Origin of the sequence: Microbacterium sp. NPDC097977, from assembly GCF_040302605.1 — a bacterium.
Classification (GTDB): domain Bacteria; phylum Actinomycetota; class Actinomycetes; order Actinomycetales; family Microbacteriaceae; genus Microbacterium.
Genome location: NZ_JBEOUR010000030.1, coordinates 22,347 through 37,576, shown reverse-complemented (window position 1 = coordinate 37,576; position 15,230 = coordinate 22,347). Strand labels below are relative to the sequence as shown.

The window sequence follows — 15,230 nt, the reverse complement described above, 5'->3', positions numbered from 1 at the left end:
ATGCAGGTTGAGGTGCGAGACGTCTCCGCCGAGGTCGCCGAATCGGGCGTAGCCGAGCAGCGCGTTCAGGTTCGCGCCGTCGACGTAGACCTGTCCGCCGGCCTCATGGACGGCATCCGTGATCTGCACCACATCCTGCTCGTAGACGCCGTGCGTCGACGGGTAGGTGATCATCAGCGCCGACAGTTCATCGGCGTTCGTCGCGATCTTCGCCCGCAGGTCGTCGAGATCGACGTTGCCGAGCTCGTCGCAGGCGACCACGACGACCTTCATCCCCGCGAGCACGGCGGAGGCCGCGTTGGTGCCGTGGGCGGACGACGGGATCAGGCACACCGTGCGCTGCGTGTCGCCGTTCGCGAGGTGGTAGCCGCGGATCGCGAGGAGCCCGGCGAGCTCGCCCTGCGAGCCGGCGTTCGGCTGCAGCGAGACGGCGTCGTATCCCGTCACCTCGGCGAGCCACGCCTCGAGCTGGGTGATCATGTCGAGGTAGCCCCCGACGTCAGATGCCGGAGCGAACGGGTGGATGCCCGCGAACTCGGGCCACGTGATCGACGCCATCTCGGTGGCCGCGTTGAGCTTCATGGTGCACGAACCGAGCGGGATCATGCCGCGGTCGAGCGCGTAGTCGCGATCCGCGAGGCTCTTCAGGTAGCGCATCATCGCGGTCTCGCTGCGGTGGGCGTGGAAGACCGGGTGGGTGAGGTACTCGTCCTGTCGGAGCAGGTCCTCGGGAAGAGCGCCGCGAGATCCGGAGCCGAAGAAACCGAAGGCACGCTCCCGCGGGCCGCCGAAAATCTGAGCGACCCGGTGGAGCTCGCTGACGGTCGTCGTCTCGTCGACCGAGAGCCCGACCGTGTCGGCATCGACCGCGTGCAGCAGGATGCCGGAGTCGTGAGCCTGTGCGACGATCTCGGCCGCCCGGGCCGGGACCCGCACCCGCAGGGTGTCGAAGAACGCGTCGTGCACGAGGTCGGCTCCCGCGTCGGCGAGCCAGTCCCGCAGCATGACGGTCTTCGCCGCGACCTCGCCGGCGATCGCCTTCAGCCCGTCGGGACCGTGGTAGACCGCGTACATCGAGGCCATCACCGCGAGCAGGACCTGCGCGGTGCAGATGTTGCTCGTGGCCTTCTCACGACGGATGTGCTGCTCCCGCGTCTGCAGCGACAGACGGTACGCGGGCTTGCCGTCGGCATCGACCGACACGCCCACGAGGCGCCCAGGCAGCTGGCGCTCGAGACCCGCACGCACGGCCATGTAGCCCGCATGAGGGCCGCCGAAGCCGAGAGGGACGCCGAAGCGCTGCGTCGTGCCGACCGCGACGTCTGCGCCGAGCGAGCCCGGCGACGCGATCAGGGTGAGCGCGAGCAGGTCGGCCGCGACCACGGCGAGTCCGCCCGCCACGTGCGCGGCGTCGATCACGGCGCTCGGATCCCAGACGCGTCCGGACGCACCCGGGTACTGCACGAACACGCCGAACAGCTCGGCGGGGAGCTCCTCGCCCGCGGCGAAGTCCACGTCGACGAGTTCGATGCCCACGGCCTCGGCCCTCGTCTCGAGCAGCGCCTTCGTCTGCGGGAAGGCATCGGCGTCGACGGCGAACACGTTCGACGCCTTCTTCGACGCACGGCGTGCCAGCAGCATCCCCTCCACGACCGCGGTGGACTCGTCCAGCATCGACGCGTTCGCGGTGGTCAGACCGGTGAGTTCGGCGACCATGGTCTGGAAGTTGATGAGGGCCTCGAGACGGCCCTGGGAGATCTCCGGCTGATAGGGCGTGTAGGCGGTGTACCAGGACGGGTTCTCCAGCACGTTGCGCTGGATCACCTGCGGGGTGATCGTGCCGTAGTAGCCGAGGCCGATCATCGGCCGGTTCACCGTGTTGCGAGCGGCGAGCGCGCGCAGCTCCGCCAGCGCTTCGGTCTCGCTCGCGGCGCGCGGGATGACCGAGTCCGCGGAGGCGTCGGTGAAGATCGACGAGGGCACGGCCTGGCGCATCAGCGCCTCGACAGGGCTCCAGTCCTCGAGGGAGGACTCGACACCCAGCGCGTCGAGCATCAGACGCTGGGAGGAGGCGGTGGTTCCGATGTGACGATCGGCGAAGGAGACCACTGGTCGATCAGCCCTCCGTGAGAGCGACGTACGCGTCGCGGTCCATCAGGCCGTCGAGCGCTCCCGCGGCGACCGAGACCTTGAGCAGCCACCCTCCGGCGAACGGCTCGGCGTTCACGAGCGAGGGGTCGTCCACCACGGCGTCGTTGATCTCGACGACCGTGCCGCTGACGGGGGCGTACAGCTCCCCGACGGACTTGGTCGACTCGATCTCGCCGACCACGGAACCCGCCGTGATCTCGGTTCCCACCGCGGGGAGCTCGACGAAGACGACGTCGCCGAGCTTGTCGGCCGCGTAGTCGGTGATGCCGACGGTGGCGGTGCCGCCGTCTGAGGCGATCCACTCGTGCTCGTCGGTGTAGCTGAGTGCGTTGAGGTCGGTCATTTGGTCCTCCGATAGAAAGGCAGAGCGGTCACGGTCGCGGGGATCCTGGTCCCCCGCACATCAAGGAATACTGCGGTTCCCTCCGCAGCAGAAGACGGTGCGACGTAGGCCATCGCGATCGGATGGCCGAGTGTCGGGCTGAGCGCGCCGCTCGTGATCTCACCCAGGACGACGCCGTCCTGGTCGACGACCGGGTACCCGGCGCGACCCGCGCGCCTGCCCTCGGCGACCAGACCGACCAGCACGGGCGCGTCGGCGGCGGCGGGCGTGGCGTCCTTGCCGATGAAGCTCTCCTTGTCGGAGACGACGACCCGACCGAGTCCGGCCTGCGCGGGTGTGATCTCGCGCGACAGCTCGTGGCCGTACAACGGCATGCCCGCCTCGAGACGAAGGGTGTCGCGGGCGGCGAGACCCGCGGGCACGAGCTCGTGCGCGTTCCCGGCCGCCACGACCGCATCCCACAGCGCCGGCGCGTCCGCCGCGCGGACGAGCAGCTCGAAGCCGTCCTCCCCGGTGTAGCCGGTGCGGGCGATCAGCAGGGGCGACCCGAGGAAGGTCGCGTCGGCCCACGCGTAGTATCGCTGCTCGGCCCAGGGCACCGAGACCTCGGAGATGCCCTCGGTCGCCGCGACGATCGCCTCGGCGGCGGGTCCCTGCACGGCGAGCAGCGCGTACTCGTCCGAGACGTCCTCGACGTCGACGCCGCGGTCCCCGAGGAAGCCCTCGAAGGTGCGCTCCTCCCCTGCGACGAGTTCCGGGCGCTCGCGCTCGACCATCGAGGGGAACGAGCGGATGCGCGACGCGAAGGCGGAGTCGACGAAACCGCGGTTGCCGGCGTTGGCGATCACCAGGAACCGGTCTTCGGCGAGTCGGTAGACGATCACGTCGTCGACGATGCCGCCGTCGTCGGCGAGCATCAGCGAGTACTTCGCCTTGCCCACGGCCATCGCGGACAGCCGCCCGGCGAGCGCGTAGTCGAGGAAGTGCGCGGCGAAGTCGCCGGTGACCAGGAACTCGGCCATGTGCGAGATGTCGAAGATCCCGGCGGACCGGCGCACGGCGTGGTGTTCGGCGAGATCCGAGGTGTAGCGCACCGGCATCTGCCAGCCGCCGAAGTCGGTGAATGACGCGCCGAGCGCTTCGTGGCGTTCGCGGAGCGGGGTGTAGCGAGGGTCGGACATGGAGTTCTCCCGGGCTGGGTCGGGAGGAACGGCGCTGCCGCTCCTCGGAACTCCCCCTCTGTCATGAGCCTGAGAGCTTCACCCGGGATCGGGCTTTCACCGTCGGCGGATCCCGTGGTTCCTGGGCGAGGACGCGCGGAGTGCGCCCGAGACGAAGGGTGGAATCGCTTTTCAGAGTGGCCGGAACCGCGCGGTACGCGTACCTGAGAGATTGGCGGGGAGGCTTGCTCCTTCGGTGCCCGGCTGCGTTCGCCGGGGCTCTCCCGCGTGGGTCATTCGGCCTGTCTTCACTTGTGGGCCCAGTCTAGCGGGTCGGAGCATCGACGCCAGGGTGCGCCGACCCGCGAGGCCGCCGTCAGCGGCCGGCGATCTCTGCGCGGACCTCGTCGCGCAGACGCCCCAGGTTCTCGGGCTCGGGGGCGGCGCCGAGCAGCGTCTTCGTGTACTCGTGCTGCGGGTCGAGGATCACCGCGTCCGCGGGGCCGCGCTCGACCACATCGCCCTTGTAGAGCACCATGATCTCGTCGCTGAAGTGCCGCGCCGTCGCGAGGTCGTGCGTGATGTACAGCACGCCGAGCCGGTCTTCGCGCTGCAGGTCGGCGAGCAGATTCAGCACGCCGAGGCGGATCGAGACGTCGAGCATCGAGACCGGCTCGTCGGCGACGATGAACCGGGCACCGGGAGCGAGGGCGCGAGCGATGGCGACCCGCTGACGCTGACCGCCGGAGAGCTCGTGGGGTCGGCGCTCGGCGAAGCTCTCGCCGGGGGTGAGTCGCACCCGCTCCAGAAGCTCCAGCGCCCGCGAGCGCACCTCGTCGCCCGACAGCTGCGGGTGATGCAGGCGGATCGGGCGCTCCAGGTGGTGGAGGATCGTGTGGAACGGGTTGAGTGACGCGAACGGGTCCTGGAAGACCATCTGCACCTGCGACCGATAGTGCTCGAGGGCTCGACCCCGCGACGCGGTCTGCTCTCCGTCCAGCAGGATCCGGCCGCTCGTGGGCGTCTCGAGCTTCATCAGCATCCGGGCGATCGTCGATTTGCCCGAGCCGGATTCGCCGACCAGCGCGATGGTCCGTCCGGCCTCGATCGTGAACGAGACGTCCTTCACGGCGTGCAGGACCGAGGTCGCAAGCCCCGACCGCAGCGTGAAGTCCTTGACGAGGTTGCGTGCTTCGAGAGTGGGTGCGCTCATCGGATCTCCTCCTGGCTCGGCCGGGTGCCGGTGCGGACGAAGTCGCCGCGCGCGCCGGTCAGGCTCGGGAAGCTCGACAGCAGACGCTTCGTGTATTCGTGCTGCGGGGTGCGGTAGATCTCCTCCGCCGTCCCCTCCTCGACGATCTGCCCCTGCAGCATGACCGCGATGCGGTCGCTGATCTCGATCAGCATCGGCAGATCGTGGGTGATGAAGATCACCGCGAATCCGAGCCGCTCGCGCAGCCGCATGATCTCGCGGATGATCCCGCGCTGCACCACGACGTCCAGCGCCGTGGTGGGCTCGTCCATGATCATCACCTGCGGATCGAGCGCGAGCGCCATCGCGATCATCATGCGCTGGCGCATGCCGCCCGACAGCTCGTGCGGGAAGCTCCGGAGCCGTGACGGATCGACCCCGACCAGCGTGAGCAGCTCCTCGGCTCTCCCCTGCTTGTCCTTCCGGGACATCCCCGGTCGATGGGTGTCGAAGATGTCGAAGATCTGCGCACGCACGCTGATCACGGGGTTCAGCGAGTTCATCGCCCCCTGGAAGACCATCGAGATCTTGTCCCACCGGAACGCCCGCAGGCCCTCTCCGTCGAGAGCGACGATGTCGACGTCGTGGCCATCGCGGTCGTGGAACACGATCTCGCCGCCGGTCATCAGCGCCGGCGCCTTGAGCAGCCGGTTCATGCCGTAGGCGAGCGTCGTCTTGCCGCAGCCCGACTCTCCCGCGAGACCGAGGATCTCGCCGCGGTTGAGGGTGAGGGAGACGTCGCGCACGGCCTTCACCGGCGGATCGACCTCGTACTCGATGGAGACGTTGCGTGCCGTCAGCACCGCCTGCGGAGCGCTCATGCGACGATTCCCTTCGTCTTGGCGGCCCTGCGCACCCGGCGGGCGGCGTCGGGGGCATTGCGGAGCTTGGGGTTGATGACCTCGTCGATCGCGAAGTTGATCAGCGCCAGACCGGCACCGAGCACGGCGATCATGACCCCCGGGGGAACGAACCACCACCAGGCTCCGCGACCGAGCGCCTGGCCGGACTGCGCGTCGTTGAGGATCGTGCCCCAGGTGATCGATGAGTTGGGTCCGAGTCCGAGGTAGGACAGACCCGCCTCGCCGAGGATCGCGAAGATGATCGCGAACAGGAACTGGGCGGTGAGCAGCGGGAGCAGGTTCGGCATGATCTCGACGAGGATGACGCGGAACGAGCGCTCCCCCGCGACCTTCGACGCGTACACGTAATCGCGGGTGCGCAGCGAGCGCGTCTGCAGGCGCAGCACGTAGGCGGCGCCGGCCCACGAGGTGATCCCGAGCACGAAGGCGACGAGCTGCCAGCTGCGCTGTGGGACGAAGGAGGCGATGACCATGACCAGCGGGAGTCCGGGGATCACGATCATCACGTTGGTCAGCAGCGCCAGGGCGTCTTCGCGCCATCCGCCGAGGTAGCCGGCGAGCACGCCGAAGACCAGCGACAGGACGATCGCGATGCCGCCCGCGACGACGCCGACGAGCAGAGACCCCTGCGCACCGATCGCGAGCTGGGCGAACATGTCGTTGCCGAGCTTCGTCGTGCCCAGCCAGTGCTCGCCGGACGGCGGCAGCAGGGCCGGATTGTCGGAGCTGCGCGGGTTCTGCGAGAAGATCGGCGCGATGATCGCGAACAGCACGATCGCGAGCACCAGGGTCACCCCGACGACGAACTTCGTCGACGAGGTGGGGAGGATGCGGCGACGCCGACGTCCTCGCTGCGTGGCCAGCGAGATCGTGCTCGCCGGCTGGGTCATCGGCTGATCCTTGGTGATCAGCACGGCGTTGTCGGTGTCAGACATTCTGGCGAGCCCTCGGGTCGATGAAGCCATAGACCAGGTCCATGATGAAGTTGGCGGCGAGCACCGTGATGGTGATGACGAGGAAGAGTCCCTGCATCAGCGCGTAGTCGTTGTTGGTGACGGCCTGGAACATCAGCTTCCCGATGCCGGGATAGGTGAACACCTGCTCCATCACGATGGAGCCGGCGACCACGAAGCCGAGCGTGATCGAGAAGCCGGCGATCGAGGGGATCGCGGCGTTCCTCGCGGCATACGTCGTCATGATGCGCCGCGGGCGCAGCCCCTTCGCCTCCGCGGTGAGGACGTAGTCCTCGGCCATGGTCTGCACCATCATGTTGCGCATCCCGAACATCCAGCCGCCGACCGACGAGATGACGATGGTGAGCGCCGGGAGCACCGCATGCGAGAGGGCGTTCGAGAAGAACGCCCACGTCGGCTCCGGGCCGTCGGGGAAGTCGAAGACGTCGTAGCCGCCGAAGATCGGGAACCATCCGAGTCCGACGGCGAAGACGGAGACCAGCAGCAGCGCCATCCAGAAGTACGGGATGGACTGCAGCACCGTGGTCGCCGGAATGAGGTGGTCGACCCAGGTGCCGCGCTTCCACCCCGCCCAGGCGCCGAGCACGACGCCGAGGATGAAGGAGATGACCGTCACCGTGCCCACGAGCACGAGGGTCCACGGCAGCGCCTGCCCGATCAGCTCGCTCACCGGGGTGGGGAACTTGGTGACCGAGACGCCCAGATCGCCCTGGAACATGCGACCCCAGTACGCCAGGTACTGCTCCCAGAGAGAGGAGTCGTCACCGCCGAGCAGCAGCTTGATGTTGCGGATGGTGGTCTCGGAGACCTCTCCGCCCGCCCGCTGCATCTTGGCGATCATGATGTCGGCCGGGTTCCCCGGCATGAGCCGGGGAAGCAGGAAGTTGAGTGAGATCGCGGCCCACAGCGTGAATGCGTAGAACCCGACCCTTCGTGCATAGAACTTCATGTCACAGACCGCGCTTCCTGCTCCCCGACACCACGTCCTACTCGACCGGCTCGAGATGCGTCAGGACGTATCCCGCCGCGATCGCGCCCCAGGACGGCGGGAAGGCGTAGAGGTCGTCCTCAGTCGGCCAGCCCGTGAAGTCCTTCGTGTTGTAGAAGGTCTGCGTGGCGTTGATCACGAGCGGGATGTAGGGCAGGTCACGGACGATCTCGGTCTGGATCGTGCCGTACAGCGCCTTCTTCTCGGCCTCGTCGTCGGTGCTGATCGCGGACTGGATCGCCTGGTCGACGACCGGGTTGCTGTACCGGCTGAAGTTCCAGCGCCCTGCCGGGACCTCGCTGCCGACCGGAGCCGTCGACTCGACCGCGGTTCCACCGAACCAGTCGCGGTAGATCTGGAACGGGTCGGCCACCGAGGTGCCGATGACACCGCCGACGATCAGCTGGAAGTCCCCGCCCTGACGGGCGTCGGAGAACTCCTGCCACTGCACGGTCGACGCGGTGATCTTGATGCCGGCCGCCTCGGCCTGCTCGGCGATCAGCTTGGCCGCGTCGTTGTAGTCGGTCCATCCGTCGACGGAGATGAGACTGAGCTCGAGCGGCTTCCCGTCCTTCGCGTAGAAGTCGCCGTCCTTCGTGTACCCCGCGGCCTCGAGGATGTCGCCCGCCTCGGCGGCGTCCGCCTCCTGGGGGCTGACCTCGTCGGCCGCATCGGCCACCCACTTCTCGTCACGCGGCAGCAGCGCGAACGTGGGCGAGATGTCGCCGGTCAGACCGACGAAGGCCTTGTCCTTGATGGCGGCGCGGTCGATCGCCACGTTGAGGGCCTGGCGCACCGCGACGTCCGTCTGCGGGCCGGTGCAGCCGAGCTCGGCGTTCGCGCAGGTGTAGAGGACCGTGGGGTCCTGCGGGGTGTTGATCCAGTCGATCGCCCCGTTCGCGGTCACGTCGTCGGGGTTCGGGATGAACATGCCCGTCCAGTCGAGCTTGCCGGCGGCGAGGAGATCCTGCGCCGTCTGGTTGTTGTCGACCGCGATGTACTGGACCTTCTTCACTCCGAGCTCGTCGGCGTCGCGGAAGTTCTCGTTAGCGACGAGCGTGTACGACTCGCTCGTGGTCTTGTCGACGACGTAGGCCCCCGAGCCGACCGGCTCCTCGTTGGCGAAGTTCGCGAAGTCGGTGACGTCGGCCCAGATGTGCTCGGGGAGGATGTAGGTCGACCCGAGGCGCTGGAACTCGGTCGTGTACTGCGCGCTCGTGTACGTGAGCACGACGGTGGTGTCGTCGGTCGCCTCCGCCGAGACGAGGCCGTTGCCCTCGGGGTTGTTCGCCTCGTAGGTGAACGAGAAGGCGACATCGGCCGCCGTGAGAGGCTCGCCGTCGCTCCACAGCAGGTCGGGCTTGATGGTGATCGTGATCGCCGTGCCGTCGTCGTTGTACTCGTAGGCGTCGCCGATCAGCCCGACGGGCTCGGAGTCCGCGGTCTTGTTGAAGAAGAACAGCGGCTCGTAGATCGGACCGAGCGCGCCGTGCAGCACGGTGGGTGCGAACGGGTTGTAGTTCGCGGTGATGGGCGTCTGGCTTCCCGCCCAGACACGCAGGGCGCGGTCTCCGTCTCCTCCGCTCCCCTCGCTGCCGCCTGCGCCACAGGCGGTCAAACCCAGGACGAGGACGGATGCCCCCGCCACAGCGGTGAGCGCGATCTTGCGCCTTCCGTTACGGATCATTCTGTATTTCCTCTCGGTGCTGCACTGCAGGAGGGATCTCCGGATGGAGCCGCGCCCCGGAACCGGGACTCGTGACAGATCCCGGGAAGGGATTTGTTAGGACAGTAACCTAACAAATTACCCACGGGGCGACAAGCATTCGGGAGGCGGCCGTATAACGTTTCGGCCTCGGCGCCGCGTCCGTCACACAGGTGCACTAAGTGTCCGGATGACACTAAGATCGATCCGGAGGTTAAGGTAACTATGACTCAAACCAGGGGAATCGATGTCGCCGTGTCGACGGTCATCCTCACGCTGCGCCGCACCGACGACGGGGCGGCCGTGCTGGCGCTCCCCCTGGTGCTGCGCACCCGCGAGCCGTTCGCCGGACAGTGGGCATTGCCCGGCGGCTGGCTCACCACGGTCGAATCCCCCGTCGATGCCGCGGCCCGCACCCTCGCCGAGACCACCGGCCTCACGCCGAGCTACCTCGAGCAGCTGTACGCGTTCGGCGCCGTCGACCGCTCCCCCACCCGCGTCGTCTCGATCGTCTACTGGGCGCTGCTGCGCCAGGACGACGTCGATGCGCAGAGCGCCGCGCACCGCGCATCCGGCCGCGCGCCCGAGAACGTGCGCTGGTTCGATCTCGACGACCTCCCGCCGCTCGCGTTCGACCATCGCGCGATCATCGACTACGCCCTGTGGCGCCTGCGCAACAAGGTCGGCTACAGCCGCGTCGCACACGGCTTCCTCCCCGCCGAGTTCACCCTGGCCGATCTCCGCGAGGCCTACGAGGCGATCCTCGGCAGACAGCTCGACCCTGCGAACTTCCGACGCCAGGTGGAGAGCTCGGGGACCCTGCTGCCCACCGACCGGTTCCGCACCGGCAGCCACCGCCCCGCCCGCCTGTACCGATACAACACCGACGTCGAACTGGCCGACCACGGCCCGCTCGGCCCCGACGAGACGAGTACCCGATGAGCATCACCTTCCTTCCGACGCCGGACGTGCCGGCGATCGACGCCTCCGTCGATCACGCGATCCGGTCGATCGTGTCCGGCGCCTCCACGGATGCCACCTGCGCGACCGATCTCGCGCTCGGGCCCTGGGACTTCGACACACGGCCCGGGTACGGTCCCGGCTCATCGATGGGCGACGTGATCCCCACCGGCGCCCCACGCCAGGGGGAGCTCCCCGCCTCGTACCGCGAGGCGGGCGAGGACGAGCTCGACCACCGCATCCGCGCAGCCAAAGCGGCCCTGGGCGACCGCGTGGTCGTGCTCGGCCACTTCTACCAGCGGGAGGAGGTGGTGCGTCACGCCGACTACGTGGGCGACTCCTTCCAGCTCGCCACCGCGGCGAAGGCGCGCACGGATGCCGCGGCCATCGTCTTCTGCGGAGTGCACTTCATGGCCGAGACGGCCGATCTGCTCTCCGGCCCCGACCAGGCCGTGATCCTGCCCAACCTCGCCGCCGGCTGCTCGATGGCCGACATGGCCGACATCGACCAGGTCGAGGACTGCTGGGAGCAGCTGTCCGAGGTGTTCGGCGATCTCGACGCCGTCGACGAGAGCGGCCGGGTCCCGGTGATCCCCGTGACCTACATGAACTCCTCCGCCGCGATCAAGGGGTTCGTCGGCAGGCACGGCGGCATCGTGTGCACGTCGTCGAATGCCGAGACCGTGCTGGCATGGGCCTTCGAGCGGGGCCGGCGCGTGCTGTTCTTCCCCGACCAGCATCTGGGCCGCAACACCGCGAAGGCGATGGGCGTGCCTCTCGACAGGATGCCGATGTGGAACCCGCGCGCGGCGCTCGGAGGCTCCTCCGCCACAGAGCTGCTCGACTCGCGCGTCATCCTGTGGCACGGGTTCTGCTCGGTCCACCGTCGCTTCTCCGTCGCGCAGATCGAGAAGGCGCGGGCGGAGCACCCGGGTGTGCGGGTGATCGTGCACCCCGAATGCCCGATGGAGGTCGTCGATGCCGCCGACGAGGCGGGATCGACCGACTACATCCGCCGCGCGATCGCCGCCGCGACCACGCCGACGACCTTCGCGATCGGCACCGAGATCAACCTGGTCCGACGCCTCGCCGCGCAGTTCCCGCAGCACGAGATCTTCTGTCTCGATCCGGTGGTGTGCCCCTGCTCGACGATGTACCGCATCCATCCGGGGTATCTCGCGTGGGTGCTCGAGGAACTCGTCGCCGGACGCACCCCGAACCGCATCACGGTGACGGCGGATGTGGCGGATCCCGCGCGGATCGCCCTCGAGCGGATGCTGGCGGCGAAGCCGCCCGTGATCGCGGGCCCCTGATGGAGGTGATCGTCGCGGGCTCCGGCATCGCCGGGCTCACCGCCGCCCTTCATGCGCACGAGGCCGGCCACACGGTCACCGTCGTGACGAAGGGCGCGCTGGGCGACGGCTGCACCGGATACGCCCAGGGCGGCGTCGCCGGGAGCTACGGCGCCGGCGACTCCGCCGCCGAGCACGCGACCGACACGATGACGGCGGGAGCGGGGCTGTCCGACCCCGCGGCCGTCGACGTGCTCGTCCGCGACGCGACGGCCAGGATCACCGAGCTGATCGCCCGCGGTGTCGCGTTCGATCGCTCCGCCGCAGGCGCACTCCTGCGCGGGCGCGAGGCCGCGCACAGCCATGCGCGCATCGTGCACGCCGGCGGCGACGCGACCGGCGCGGCGATCACCCGGGCGCTGGTGCACGCCACCCGCGCGGCACGGGTGGCCGTGATCGAGCACGCGTTCCTCGTCGATCTGCTCGTCGAGGGCGGCGTCGCCCACGGCATCCGGGTGCTGATCGGCGGCGTCACGACGGATCTCACCGCGGATGCCTTCATCCTCGCCACCGGAGGGGCCGGTCAGCTCTATGCGCACACGACGAATCCGGCCGGCACGACCGGTGACGGCATCGCTGCGGCGCTGCGCGCGGGTGCGGTCGTGAGAGATCTGGAATTCGTCCAGTTCCATCCGACGGTCCTCCTCGATGCGGGCACTCCGTTCCTCGTCTCGGAGGCCGTGCGCGGCGAGGGGGCGACGCTTCTCGACGCCGACGGTCGACGATTCGTGTTCGACAGCCATCCCGACGGGGAACTCGCTCCCCGTGACGTCGTGTCGCGGGCGATCGCACGACAGGCCGCCGCGCAGGGATCGCCCGTGCGGCTGGATGCGACGATGCTCGGAGCGCCGGCGCTGGCCCGCCGGTTCCCGACGATCGACCGGGTGACCCGCGAGCGCGGATTCGACTGGGCGTCGGAGCCGATCCCGGTGACACCGGCGGCGCACTACCTGATGGGAGGCGTCGCCACAGACCTCGCCGGACGCACATCGCTCCCCCAGCTCCTCGCGGTCGGCGAGGTCGCTCGAACCGGCGTGCACGGGGCGAACCGGCTCGCCTCGAACTCGCTGCTCGAGGGCGCGGTGTTCGGAGCGCGAGCGGCGGCCGCGCTCGACGCGCCCTGGCCGGCCGGGTCCGTTCCGGCCGTGGCACCGGGCCCCGCCCCGACGGACGGAGCACCCCCGTCGACGCGTCCGTCGGCGGGCGTCCCCGTCTTCTCCCGCGCGGCTCTGCAGCAGCTGATGTGGGACCGTGTCGGGCCGCTCAGATCCGCCGAGGGGCTGGGGCAGGCGCTCGACACGCTCGATGCCTGGCGCGCCGACTCGCGGCATCCCCGCACGGTCGCGGAGCACGAGGAGCAGAATCTCCTGCTGCTCGGGTCCGCCACGGCGACCGCCGCCCTCACCCGCACCGACTCGGTCGGTGCGCACTTCCGCGAACCCGCACCCTCACCCGTTCTGGAGACCGTCTGATGCTCACGCCCGCCATCCTCACCCGCGTCGTCGCGGCCGCCCTCGACGAGGACGCGCCCTGGGGCGACCTGACCAGCGTGACGCTGCTGCCGGCGGATGCCTCAGCGAACGCCGATCTGGTCGCGCGGGAACCCGGTGTCTTCAGCGGCGGTGCCGTGTTCTCGACAGCCTTCACCCTCACCGATCCGACCCTGACCGTCGACGTGCACGTCGGCGACGGCGACACGTTCGCCGCCGGCGACGTGCTCGCCTCGGTGTCGGGGACGGCTCGGAGCATCCTCACCGCCGAGCGCGTCGCACTGAACTTCACCCAGCGCATGAGCGGGATCGCCACCCTCACCGCCGCGTATGTGCGTGCGATCGAGGGAACCACGGCGCGCATCGCCGACACCCGCAAGACCACTCCGGGCCTTCGGGCCTTCGAGCGCCACGCGGTGGTGTCCGGCGGCGGACGCAATCACCGGCACTCGCTGTCGGACACCGTGATGGCGAAGGACAACCACCTCGCGGTGCTGCAGCGCTCCGGCCTCGATCTCGCCGTCGCCCTGCGCGACGCGCTCGCCGCGCTCCCCCACACCACTCATGTGGTGGTCGAGGTCGACAGGCTCGATCAGATCGCCGCCGTGATCGACGGCGGCGCCCACACGGTGCTGCTCGACAACTTCTCGCTCGACGACCTGCGGGCGGGGGTGGCGCTCATCGGCGACAGGGCGCAGACCGAGGCCTCCGGCGGCGTCGATCTCGAGACGGTGGGTGCGATGGCCGCGACCGGGGTCGACGTGATCTCGGTCGGCGCGCTCACGCATTCGGCACGCGCCCTCGACCTCGGCCTCGACGTGCGGATCGACTGAACGGATGCTCTACCTCGACCACGCTGCAACGGCCCCGGTGCGACCGGAGGTGCTCGACGCGATGCGCCCGTACCTCACCGGGACGTTCGGCAATCCGTCGAGCCATCACACCTACGGCGAGGAGGCGGCGTCGGCGCTCGACGACGCACGGGCGAGGGTCGCGCGCGTGCTGGGGATGCGGACAGGTGATGTGGTGTTCACGGCGGGTGGCACCGAAGCGAACAACCTCGCGGTGAAGGGGATCGTGCTCGCCGCCCTCGCCGCGGGGCGCCGGCACCTGGTGGTCTCGCCGATCGAGCACGAGTCGATCCTGGAGTCCGCGGACTTCCTGCGCCGATTCCACGATGTCGAGGTGACGATGCCGGAGGTCGACTCGCACGGACGGATCTCGGCCGACGCTCTGCGCGCGCAGGTGCGGGAGGACACGGCCCTGGTCGCCGTCGGGCATGCGAACAACGAGATCGGCACGGTCCAGGACGTCGCGGGACTCGCCGCGGTGACGCATGCCACGGGCGCCGCGCTGCACCTCGACGCGGTGCAGTCCGCGGGATGGCTGCCGCTGGCCGGACTCGGCGCGGATGCCGTCGCCATCGCCGGTCACAAGATCGGCGCCCCGAAGGGGATCGGCGCCCTGGCGGTACGAGGGCGCATCCCCCTCGAGCCCCTGCTGCACGGAGGCGGTCAGGAGCGCGGTCGCCGCTCGGGCACCGAGAACGTCGCGGGCGCCGTCGGTCTCGCCGTCGCGCTCGAACTGGCCGAGGCCGAGCGTGAGGCGGCGAGCGCACGGGTGGGCGCGGCGACGCGTCGCGTCATCGCCGGGATCCTCGCGGCCGTTCCGCAGGCGGTGCTGACGGGAGACCCGCAGGACCGGCTCCCCGCGACCGCGAGCTTCACCTTCGCGGGCGTGAGCGGCGAGGCGGTGCTCCTCGAGCTCGAGCGTCGGGGCGTCGTGTCGTCGAGCGGCTCCGCGTGCGCGGCCGGGAGCGACGACCCCTCCCACGTGCTCCTCGCCTGCGGGGTGGATCCCGCGGTCGCACAGAGTGCGGTGCGCTTCACCTTCGGTCGCGAGACGCTGCCCGACGACCTTCCCCCACGGCTCGCCGCCCTCGTCGCCGAGTCCGTGCGCGCCGTCGCCGGGTGAGCGGACGGGTGCGACGCG

13 protein-coding genes and 2 riboswitches are annotated in these 15,230 nt (G+C 69.6%); of the genes, 5 read left to right on the top strand and 8 right to left on the bottom strand.

Annotation, left to right across the window (positions count from 1 at the left end; genetic code table 11):
- The 8 genes from gcvP to ABTZ43_RS08875 form a co-directional block, all read right to left on the bottom strand.
- On the bottom strand, positions 1 to 2,055 hold a 2,055-nt coding region (gene gcvP, locus ABTZ43_RS08910; protein ID WP_502885356.1), incomplete at its 3' end, for an aminomethyl-transferring glycine dehydrogenase.
- Between the two features lie 61 nt (positions 2,056 to 2,116).
- Positions 2,117 to 2,494: a glycine cleavage system protein GcvH gene (gcvH, locus tag ABTZ43_RS08905; RefSeq protein ID WP_056416166.1), complete on the bottom strand. Its 378-nt coding sequence runs from the start codon at positions 2,492 to 2,494 to the stop codon at positions 2,117 to 2,119.
- Positions 2,491 to 3,675, bottom strand: a complete 1,185-nt coding sequence (locus ABTZ43_RS08900) for a glycine cleavage system aminomethyltransferase GcvT (protein ID WP_045255539.1) — start codon at positions 3,673 to 3,675, stop codon at positions 2,491 to 2,493. The genes gcvH and ABTZ43_RS08900 overlap by 4 nt, the downstream gene beginning before the upstream one ends.
- 51 nt (positions 3,676 to 3,726) lie before the next feature.
- A riboswitch (glycine riboswitch) is annotated at positions 3,727 to 3,855 on the bottom strand.
- A gap of 1 nt (position 3,856) precedes the next feature.
- A riboswitch (glycine riboswitch) is annotated at positions 3,857 to 3,951 on the bottom strand.
- Positions 3,952 to 4,030: 79 nt separating this feature from the next.
- Positions 4,031 to 4,867 (bottom strand): ATP-binding cassette domain-containing protein, encoded by an 837-nt coding sequence (locus ABTZ43_RS08895; protein ID WP_350538539.1) that lies wholly within the window; start codon positions 4,865 to 4,867, stop codon positions 4,031 to 4,033.
- On the bottom strand, positions 4,864 to 5,727 hold the full coding sequence (locus ABTZ43_RS08890; protein WP_350538537.1) for an ABC transporter ATP-binding protein: 864 nt from the start codon (positions 5,725 to 5,727) through the stop codon (positions 4,864 to 4,866). Before ABTZ43_RS08890 ends, ABTZ43_RS08895 begins: the two co-directional genes overlap by 4 nt.
- The gene (locus ABTZ43_RS08885; RefSeq protein ID WP_056416153.1) at positions 5,724 to 6,704 is read right to left on the bottom strand and encodes an ABC transporter permease; all 981 of its coding nucleotides are present in this window, start codon (positions 6,702 to 6,704) and stop codon (positions 5,724 to 5,726) included. Before ABTZ43_RS08885 ends, ABTZ43_RS08890 begins: the two co-directional genes overlap by 4 nt.
- Positions 6,697 to 7,692: an ABC transporter permease gene (locus ABTZ43_RS08880; RefSeq protein ID WP_056416150.1), complete on the bottom strand. Its 996-nt coding sequence runs from the start codon at positions 7,690 to 7,692 to the stop codon at positions 6,697 to 6,699. The genes ABTZ43_RS08885 and ABTZ43_RS08880 overlap by 8 nt, the downstream gene beginning before the upstream one ends.
- 37 nt (positions 7,693 to 7,729) lie before the next feature.
- On the bottom strand, positions 7,730 to 9,418 hold the full coding sequence (locus tag ABTZ43_RS08875; RefSeq protein ID WP_056416146.1) for an ABC transporter substrate-binding protein: 1,689 nt from the start codon (positions 9,416 to 9,418) through the stop codon (positions 7,730 to 7,732).
- A gap of 243 nt (positions 9,419 to 9,661) precedes the next feature.
- Here ABTZ43_RS08875 and ABTZ43_RS08870 point away from each other — a divergent pair, with 243 nt between their 5' ends.
- From ABTZ43_RS08870 to ABTZ43_RS08850, 5 genes are read left to right on the top strand one after another with little or no spacing between them, the layout of a single operon-like run.
- Positions 9,662 to 10,378, top strand: a complete 717-nt coding sequence (locus ABTZ43_RS08870; protein ID WP_350538536.1) for an NUDIX hydrolase — start codon at positions 9,662 to 9,664, stop codon at positions 10,376 to 10,378.
- Entirely contained in the window at positions 10,375 to 11,709 is a 1,335-nt protein-coding gene (gene nadA, locus ABTZ43_RS08865; protein ID WP_350538535.1) for a quinolinate synthase NadA, read from the top strand. Before ABTZ43_RS08870 ends, nadA begins: the two co-directional genes overlap by 4 nt.
- On the top strand, positions 11,709 to 13,220 hold the full coding sequence (gene nadB / locus ABTZ43_RS08860) for an L-aspartate oxidase (RefSeq protein ID WP_350538534.1): 1,512 nt from the start codon (positions 11,709 to 11,711) through the stop codon (positions 13,218 to 13,220). The genes nadA and nadB overlap by 1 nt, the downstream gene beginning before the upstream one ends.
- On the top strand, positions 13,220 to 14,071 hold the full coding sequence (gene nadC, locus ABTZ43_RS08855; protein WP_350538533.1) for a carboxylating nicotinate-nucleotide diphosphorylase: 852 nt from the start codon (positions 13,220 to 13,222) through the stop codon (positions 14,069 to 14,071). Before nadB ends, nadC begins: the two co-directional genes overlap by 1 nt.
- Before the next feature lie 4 nt (positions 14,072 to 14,075).
- On the top strand, positions 14,076 to 15,212 hold the full coding sequence (locus tag ABTZ43_RS08850; protein ID WP_350538532.1) for a cysteine desulfurase family protein: 1,137 nt from the start codon (positions 14,076 to 14,078) through the stop codon (positions 15,210 to 15,212).
- The last annotated feature ends 18 nt before the right edge of the window (positions 15,213 to 15,230 follow it).